The 7549-nt window shown below is 71.6% G+C and carries 8 protein-coding genes; 5 read left to right on the top strand and 3 right to left on the bottom strand.

Going from position 1 to position 7549, the window contains the following annotated elements:
- The first annotated feature begins 171 nt into the window (after positions 1 to 171).
- Positions 172 to 1557, top strand: coding sequence for a hypothetical protein (locus QI554_RS29615; protein ID WP_281474120.1), 1386 nt, complete (start codon positions 172 to 174; stop codon positions 1555 to 1557).
- Between the two features lie 12 nt (positions 1558 to 1569).
- Here the strand turns inward: QI554_RS29615 and QI554_RS29610 are convergent, their stop codons facing one another.
- The 3 genes from QI554_RS29610 to QI554_RS29600 all read right to left on the bottom strand — a co-directional run bounded on the left by QI554_RS29610 (position 1570) and on the right by QI554_RS29600 (position 3821).
- Positions 1570 to 1923, bottom strand: coding sequence for a hypothetical protein (locus tag QI554_RS29610; RefSeq protein WP_281474118.1), 354 nt, complete (start codon positions 1921 to 1923; stop codon positions 1570 to 1572).
- Between the two features lie 424 nt (positions 1924 to 2347).
- Positions 2348 to 2995: a TetR/AcrR family transcriptional regulator gene (locus QI554_RS29605; protein WP_281474116.1), complete on the bottom strand. Its 648-nt coding sequence runs from the start codon at positions 2993 to 2995 to the stop codon at positions 2348 to 2350.
- A gap of 4 nt (positions 2996 to 2999) precedes the next feature.
- On the bottom strand, positions 3000 to 3821 hold the full coding sequence (locus QI554_RS29600; protein WP_281474114.1) for an SDR family oxidoreductase: 822 nt from the start codon (positions 3819 to 3821) through the stop codon (positions 3000 to 3002).
- 144 nt (positions 3822 to 3965) lie between these two features.
- Between QI554_RS29600 and QI554_RS29595 the strand changes: the two genes are divergently transcribed.
- Genes QI554_RS29595 through QI554_RS29580 form a run of 4 tightly spaced genes read left to right on the top strand, consistent with a single transcriptional unit; the run spans position 3966 to position 7477 of the window.
- Positions 3966 to 4724 carry an enoyl-CoA hydratase family protein gene (locus QI554_RS29595; protein ID WP_281474112.1) on the top strand — a complete coding sequence of 253 codons (759 nt, stop codon included), beginning with the start codon at positions 3966 to 3968 and terminating at the stop codon, positions 4722 to 4724.
- Positions 4725 to 4758: 34 nt separating this feature from the next.
- A complete protein-coding gene (locus QI554_RS29590; RefSeq protein ID WP_281474110.1) occupies positions 4759 to 5631 on the top strand; it encodes a CoA transferase subunit A in 873 nt (290 codons plus the stop codon).
- Entirely contained in the window at positions 5628 to 6407 is a 780-nt protein-coding gene (locus tag QI554_RS29585; protein WP_281474108.1) for a CoA-transferase subunit beta, read from the top strand. Before QI554_RS29590 ends, QI554_RS29585 begins: the two co-directional genes overlap by 4 nt.
- A complete protein-coding gene (locus tag QI554_RS29580) occupies positions 6404 to 7477 on the top strand; it encodes an NAD(P)H-dependent flavin oxidoreductase (protein WP_281474106.1) in 1074 nt (357 codons plus the stop codon). Before QI554_RS29585 ends, QI554_RS29580 begins: the two co-directional genes overlap by 4 nt.
- Positions 7478 to 7549: the final 72 nt, after the last annotated feature.

Raw genomic sequence — 7549 nt, 5'->3', positions numbered from 1 at the left:
GGGGGCCGCCCCCCGGGGCGCCCCCCCCCCGGGGGCCCCCCCCCGCCCCCCCCCCCCCCCCCACGCCTGCACCGCCCCGCGCGGTCGGGGTCGCGGACCATTGCGCCCGTCGTCGGGGCGGGGTTCGATGTGCCGGGTCCGGACATCGACCCCGCACCCCGAGGCGCCCTCGTGAACCCTGCCGCGCTGCTCCTCGAGCAGGCCCCCGACGCGTTGTTCGCCCCCGTCCTCGCCCGGCTGGACGCCGCGACGCGCCAGGCCGCGCTGGGCGGGCACGAAGCACCCGGGCCGCGACTGGTGGCGCATGTCCTGGACCGCGGCGAAGCACGCGAGCGGGCCGTCCTGGCGGGCAACCTCGGGCTGCGGCCAGGCGAGTTCGCCGCGCTTGCGGACACGGCCCGCCCTGAGGTGGCGGCGCGCATGCTGGTGAACCGGAGGGCACCGCGCGAGGCGTTGCTGAGGGTGCTGCCCGTCGCCCCGCCGTTTGCGGCGATGGTCGAGGCGGCCGCGGGCGACTACGACACGCACGGGCTGCAGACCTGCGTCGCGGTGTGTGTCGACGCACCCGACCCGGACCTCGTCCGCGACGCGCTTGCCCACCTCGACACGGCCACGAACGCGCTGGCCCACCACGCGGTCACGATGCGCGGCTGCCTCGCGCTGCTGGACGCCGAGGGCCCCGACGCGGTCCTGGAGGCTCTTGCGTCCGTGCCGGCGCCTTCGTCGCAGCGAGAGGTCGTCGAACCGTCCGACGCGGTCGCGGCCGCGCTCGCCGAGCCGACCCGGCGCGAGCTGCTGGTGGAGGCGCTCGCGCACGAGACGGGCATGGAGACGCTGCTGCGGCGCTTGCGCTACGAATCCGCCCACGACTCGTTCGACGACTACATGCGCGACCCCCGGCGGTACGACGACGGGACGTTCGCCCTGCTGCTGGCCTCGCCCCGGAGCCCGCTCGACTGGAACGCGGTCCTGCGCGAGCACCGCAGGGTGCCGTACAGCCGGCACGCGAAGGCCGCGTTGGCCCGCCAGGCCGGTTGCCCTTCGGAGTTGGCCGCGGAGCGGCCCGAACCGCCGAACCGACGGCCGCTTGCCCAGCGCTTGCGGCCCGGTGCCGCCCGCAGGCAGCTGTTCGAGCTGATGGCGCCCCGCCCGGAGCCGCGGCCCGAACCGCCGCCGGACCGTCCGCCGTTCGCCCAGCGGCTGCGCCCCGGTGCCGCCCGCCGACGGCTGGTCGATCTGATCGCGGCCGAGCCGGAGTCGTCCCAGACGCCGAAGCACCAGGTCGTGACGGCCTACGGAAACGGCCTGCTGTCCGCCCGTGAGGTGCTGGACCGGGCGCACGGCGCATATGCGGCTCTGCTCGTCCTCGCAAGAGCGCGCGGTGCCCGTCTCGCCGAAGCCCGGGCGGAGTTGGCGGCGACGACGCGCGGCAAGCTCGGCACCGAAGCGGACGCATGGATCGTCGCGCTCACGCTGCTACCGGAGTTCGCCGGCACCGTCGACGAACTCCTGGACACGGCAAGGGTGGCGGCCGGCGCAGGGGACGGCCGCACGTGAAGCGCCGTCTGGTCAGCAGTGCTTCAGCGCCTCGGCGGCCGCCGGCTCCACCTTGTGGATGTCGAACGAGCGGCTGAACTCGTCCTGGCCGCGCTGCAAGGCGTCGTACATCGCCTTGTGCTTCGCGTCCTTGAGCGACGCGGCCCTGGCGAGCACGACTGCGGCCTGGTAGCGGGAGGTCGCCGTTTCGTAGGCGTCCGCGGCCGGACCGTCCTTGGCCGGCTCCGGCATCCGCGTGGGGACCTGCTTGAGGACCGTGCACGCCTCGGAGGCGTCGCTGTAGTCCTTGGCGTCGTCCGAACACGCCGCGGCACCCGCCATGACGACCACTGCGGCGACCGCTATCCCGAGTGCGCGCTTCGGCACCGTTCTGCCCACCCCTGCGTTTCGGCGCGGCCCCGTTGGCCTGCGGAAACGTTCACCCTACGGGAACCGGCTCCGGACGCGACAAGGCACCTATCCGCGCAAGTGCTGCCGACCGGCGGCCCTGCGGCCAACTCGGCTTTTCAGGCGAGGCGTTCGTGGATTTCGAGAGCGCGTCGCAGTCCCCTGCGGGGCTTTGGTGCCGGGCAAGGGTCCGGACACGACAAGACACCCCTGGCCCGGCCGGCCCGGCGGCCCGTCCTGCCGCCGGGGGAGTCGAGTGGGGTGCTCCGCCCCGGCCGGGGGCGCTTCCTTTGCAGGGAAGCCGACCGGGGCGTGATGCCGTGTCGGACACGGGTCGGACGACACGTGTCGAACGGTCGTGCGTTCGGTGGTGCGGGTGTGGCGTGTGGTGCGGCGGCGCTGATCAGCGCGGCGGCTTCTTGCCCGTGATGCCCATGAAGACCAGGGTGGACAGCGCCGGACGCACGTCCTTCATCTTGATCTTCCAGGTCTCGAAGCCCTTTTGATGTCCGGAGACGGCCGCGAGCATGGCGACGAGCGTGCCCGCCATGGCGTTCGCCGCGACCTCCTCGCCGGTCTTGCCCTTCGCCTGGACCTCTTCGATGGCCTCGGTGAGGCCCGTGGTGACGGCGGTCAGGATCGACTGCCGGACCTTGTAGAAGCGCTTGTCCCCTTCGGCGGAGGCCAGGTCCACGACGCGGAGGATCGGCTCGTACTCCTGCCAGAACTCCAGGAACCCGTCGACCAGCGCCTCGGCCGCCGCGTATCCGCCCTTGCCGGTCCAGCCCTGGTCCTCGGTGAGGGCCTTGAGCCGCTGGCCGTCCTTGGCCATGTCGTTGGCGATCTCGAGGATCGCGCTCTCGACGTCCTGGAAGTACTGGTAGAAGGTCGCGGGTGAGGTGCCTGCCATCCGGGCGACGTCGATGACCTTGACGTCACGGTACGGCGACGTGTCGAGCATCTCGCGCAGGCAGTCCAGCAGTTTCTGCCGGGTTGCCTGGCCGCGTCGCCCGGCGACGCGGCCGTCGACGGTGCGAACTTGTCCTGTCATGCCGTCAGTTTACGGGCGCATGATCGGCCTCGCTGTTCGCGGCGCGGAGGAAGGCCGGGGATTCGCCGCCGCCGTGCAGGAGGATTTCCGCACCGCTGACGTAGCGCGACATCGGGGAGGCCAGGAAAAGGCAGACGTCCGCGATGTCGTCAGGTTCAGCCATTCGGCCCAGCGGGATGGTTTCGCCCACCGCCGCGATGCCCGCGTCGTCGCCGTAGTGGAGGTGCGCCTGCTCGGTCTTGACGAGGCCGACGACGACCGAGTTCATGCGGATCTTGGGGGCCCACTCGACGGCCAGCGACCTGGTCAGCGAGTTCATCCCGGCCTTGGCCGCGCCGTACGCGGCGGTGCCGGGCGACGGGCGGACGCCGCTCACGCTGCTGATGTTGATGACGGTGCCGCCGCCGGCCTCGCCGTGCAGTCCCGGCTGAGTCGTCATCAGGCGGTGGGCGGCCTGGGCGAAGTAGAGCGGGCCGAGCAGGTTCAGCTCGATGATCGCCTTCGAGAACCGCGGGGAGACGGTGGCCGCGTCGGTCATCGGGGCGCCGCCCGCGTTGTTGACCAGGACGTCCAGCCGCCCGAACTTCTCCTCGACGAAAGCGACGGTGGCGAAGGCGGTGTCCGGATCGCGCACGTCGGCGGGGTGGAAGACGGCGGTGCGGCCGCCCGCGCTCGGCAGCGTCTCGGGCTCGTTGCGCGAGCACACGACGACGTCCGCGCCGGCCGCCAGGAATCGCTCGCTGACGGCGCGTCCGATGCCCTTGCCGCCCCCCGTGACGAGCACCACACGACCGGTGAGGTCCAGCGGGTTGGAGGCTTCGGTCATGGCGGTCTCCGAGGGGGAAAGGGTGTCGTCGGCCACGGCGGCGGCGTCTGGCGCGGTCTGTCAGGAGTCAACTATGGTGGCAGAAATCTGACGATCAGTCAGATCGGATGGTGATTTACCACACGCCGAATGGATCCGATTGCCATGGCTATCCGCTACGAGGTGCGCGAAGGCATCGCCGAGGTCGTCCTGGACGCACCCCCGGTGAACGCCCTCGACGTCGCCGGCTGGTTCGAGCTCGCCGACAAGATGCGCGCCGCGAGCCGCGACCCGCAGGTGCGGGCCGTCGTGCTCCGCGCCGAGGGACGCGGGTTCAACGCCGGCGTCGACATCAAGGAGATGCAGAACACCACCGGCCACGACGCGCTCGTCGGCGCCAACCGGGGCTGCTACGAGGCGTTCGCCGCGGTCTACGACTGCGAGGTCCCGGTCGTCGCGGCCGTGCACGGCTTCTGCGTCGGCGGCGGCATCGGCCTCGTCGGCAACGCGGACATCATCGTCGCCAGCCACGACGCGTTCTTCGGCCTCCCCGAGGTCGACCGCGGCGCGCTCGGCGCGGCCACCCACCTGGCCCGCCTCGTCCCGCAGCACCGCATGCGGCAGATGGTCTACACGAGCGAGAACGCCCCGGCGTCCGAACTGCACGCCTACGGCTCCGTCTACAAGCTGGTCGACCGCGACAAGCTCGTCGAGACCGCCTTCGAGGTGGCCCGCAGCATCGCGTCGAAGTCGCCGACCGTGATCCGCGCCGCCAAGGCCTCGCTCAACGGCATCGACCCGGTCGACGTCAAGCGCAGCTACCGCTACGAGCAGGGCTTCACCTTCGAACTGAACCTCACCGGCGTCTCCGACGAACTGCGCGACGCGTTCGTCGAGGGCCGCGACGCGGACACCTCGAAGTAGCAGGCGGACGAGCAGGGGAGAGGGAAAACCCACCGTGGCTGACAAGCGCATGACGCCCGAAGAGGTCGTCGCACAGCTCGAAGACGGCATGACCGTCGGCATCGGCGGCTGGGGCTCGCGGCGCAAGCCGATGGCCCTGGTCCGCGCCATTCTGCGGTCCGACCTGAAGGACCTGACCGTCGTCTCGTACGGCGGCCCCGACGCCGGCCTGCTGGCCCGCTCGGGCAAGGCCCGCAAGCTGGTTTACGCGTTCGTGTCGCTGGACTCCATCCCGCTGGAGCCCAACTTCCGGTACGTCCGCGAGAACGGCCTGGTCGAGGCCGTCGAGTACGACGAGGGCATGTTCCTGAGCGGGCTGCGCGCCGCCGCCTACCGGCTGCCGTTCCTGCCCACCCGCGCGGGCCTCGGCTCGGACATCCTCAAGGTCTCGCCGCACCTGAAGACCGTCGCGTCCCCGTACGAGGACGGCGAGGAGCTGGTCGCGATGCCGGCCCTCAACCTGGACGTCGCGCTCGTGCACGCCAACGTCGCGGACGAGAAGGGCAACGCCGCGCTCACCGGGCCCGACCAGTTCATGGACGACCTGTTCTGCCTGGCCGCCGACAAGGCGTTCGTCTCCGCCGAGCGGGTCGTCTCCAGCGAGGACCTCCTCAAGGAGGCCGGCTGCTTCCACACGCTGGTCCTGCACCGGTACATGACGGCCGGCGTCGTCGAGACCCCCAACGGCGCGCACTTCACCGAGTGCCCGCCGGAGTACGGCCGCGACGAGGCGTTCCAGAAGGCCTACGCCACCGCCGCCGGCGACCCCGAGGCGTGGGCCGCGTTCGAGGCGCGCTTCCTGAAGACCGCCGACGAGGCCGCGTACCAGGCCGAGGTCGCGAAGTTCCGTGAGGAGAACGCCAAGTGACCGACACCCTCACCGAGATCACCCGCGCCGACGTCTGCGTCGTCGCGGTCGCCGAGTGCTTCCGCGGCGACGGCGAGATCATCGGCTCCCCGATGGGCACGATCCCCACCATCGGCGCCCGCCTGGCCCGCGCCACCTTCGAGCCGGACCTCGTCCTCTCCAACGGCGAGTCGCTGTTCTTCGAGGGCACCCACCGGCTCGGCGCCAAGCCGGACGAGTTCGCCGCGGTCGGCTGGATCCCCTACCGCCAGGTCCTCGACGTGCTCGCCTCCGGGCGCCGCCACGTCATGATGGGCCCGGTGCAGATCGACGCGCACGGCAACGCCAACATCTCCGCCATCGGCGACTGGGCCAAGCCCAAGCGCCAGGTGCTGGGCTCGCGCGGCGGACCGGGCAACACGATCAACCACACCACCAGCTACTGGATCCCCAAGCACTCGGCGCGCGTGCTCACCGCGACCGTCGACATGGTGTCGTGCATCGGCTACGACCGGGCCGCCCAGGTCGGCACGTCGGCGCGGTTCCACGAGGTGCGCCGGGTCGTCACCAACCTCGGTGTGCTCGACTTCGTGTCGGTGGACGGCGCCCCCGCCACCATGCGCCTCGCCTCGGTGCACCCGGGCGCCACCGTCGACGAGATCGTCGAGAACACCGGCTTCGAGCTGGTCGTGCCGTCCGACGTGCCCGAGACCCGGCTGCCGGACGAGGCCGAGCTGCGGCTCATCCGCGAGGTCATCGACCCGCGCGGCATGCGCCTGCGCGAGGTCCCGGCATGACGGCCCTGCACCCGGCGCTGAAGACCGGCTTCACCGAGAAGTTCGGGGTCCGTTACCCGATCGTGCAGACCGGCATGGGCTACGTGTCGTACCCGCCGCTGGTCGCGGCCACCGCCGAGGCGGGCGGCCTGGGCATCCTCGCGTCGGCGACCATGTCGTACGACGAGCTGGTCGCCGCCATCGCGCAGGTCAAGAAGGCCACGGACAAGCCGTTCGCGGTCAACCTGCGCGCGGACGCGCCCGACGCCGCCGACCGCATCGAGCTGATGGGCCGCGAGGGCATCAAGGTCGCGTCGTTCGCGCAGGCCCCCAAGAAGGACCTGATCAAGCGCGCGCACGACCTCGGCATGCTGGTCGTCCCGTCGATCGGCGCCAAGCGGCACGCGCAGAAGGTCGCCGAGTGGGGCGTCGACGGCGTGATCGTGCAGGGCGGCGAGGGCGGCGGGCACACCGGCTCGATCCCGACCACGCTGCTCCTGCCGCAGGTCACCGACGTCCTCAAGGACACCGACGTCACGGTCATCGCGGCCGGCGGCTTCTTCGACGGCCGCGGCCTGGTCGCGGCGCTCGCGTACGGCGCCGACGCCATCGCCATGGGCACCCGCTTCCTGCTGACCTCCGACAGCCCGGTGGGCCTGGCGGTCAAGGAGGTGTACCTGGCGACCGACGTCAACGGCACCGTGGTGTCCAAGGAGGTCGACGGCGTCCCGCACCGCGTGCTCGCCACCGACTTCGTCAAGAAGCTCGAGCAGCGCTCGACGGTCGCCCGCTACCCCCGGGCGGTTTCCAACGCGCTGCGCTTCCAGAAGCTGTCGGGCACCCCGATCAAGGACATGGTCCGCGAGGGCCTCGCCATGAAGAAGTCCCAGGGCCTCAGCTGGCCCCAGGTGCTCATGGCGGCCAACACCCCGATGCTGCTCAAGGCCGCGATGGTCGACGGCCGCCCGGACCTGGGCGTCATGGCGTCCGGCCAGGTCGTCGGCGTCATCGACGACCTCCCCAGCTGCCAGGAACTGATCGACCGGATCACCGTCCAGGCGAGCGAGATCCTCCGCGGACTCGAGGGCTGACCGCCGAGGCAAGCCGAAGGGCCGGTAAGGAGCAATCCGCACCGGCCCTTCGGCGTTGGCGCGTATGCGCGC

This window comes from Yinghuangia seranimata (assembly GCF_029953285.1).
Lineage (GTDB): Bacteria > Actinomycetota > Actinomycetes > Streptomycetales > Streptomycetaceae > Yinghuangia > Yinghuangia seranimata.
This window is presented reverse-complemented; position numbering and strand designations above follow the sequence as displayed.

What these genes read in the sequence shown, in the direction of transcription:
- QI554_RS29580 (WP_281474106.1), top strand. Translation starts at nt 6,404, where the DNA reads ATGACGGCCCTGCACCCGGCGCTGAAGACCGGCTTCACCGAGAAGTTC.
- QI554_RS29600 (WP_281474114.1), bottom strand. Translation starts at nt 3,821, where the DNA reads ATGACCGAAGCCTCCAACCCGCTGGACCTCACCGGTCGTGTGGTGCTC.
- QI554_RS29595 (WP_281474112.1), top strand. Translation starts at nt 3,966, where the DNA reads ATGGCTATCCGCTACGAGGTGCGCGAAGGCATCGCCGAGGTCGTCCTG.
- QI554_RS29605 (WP_281474116.1), bottom strand. Translation starts at nt 2,995, where the DNA reads ATGACAGGACAAGTTCGCACCGTCGACGGCCGCGTCGCCGGGCGACGC.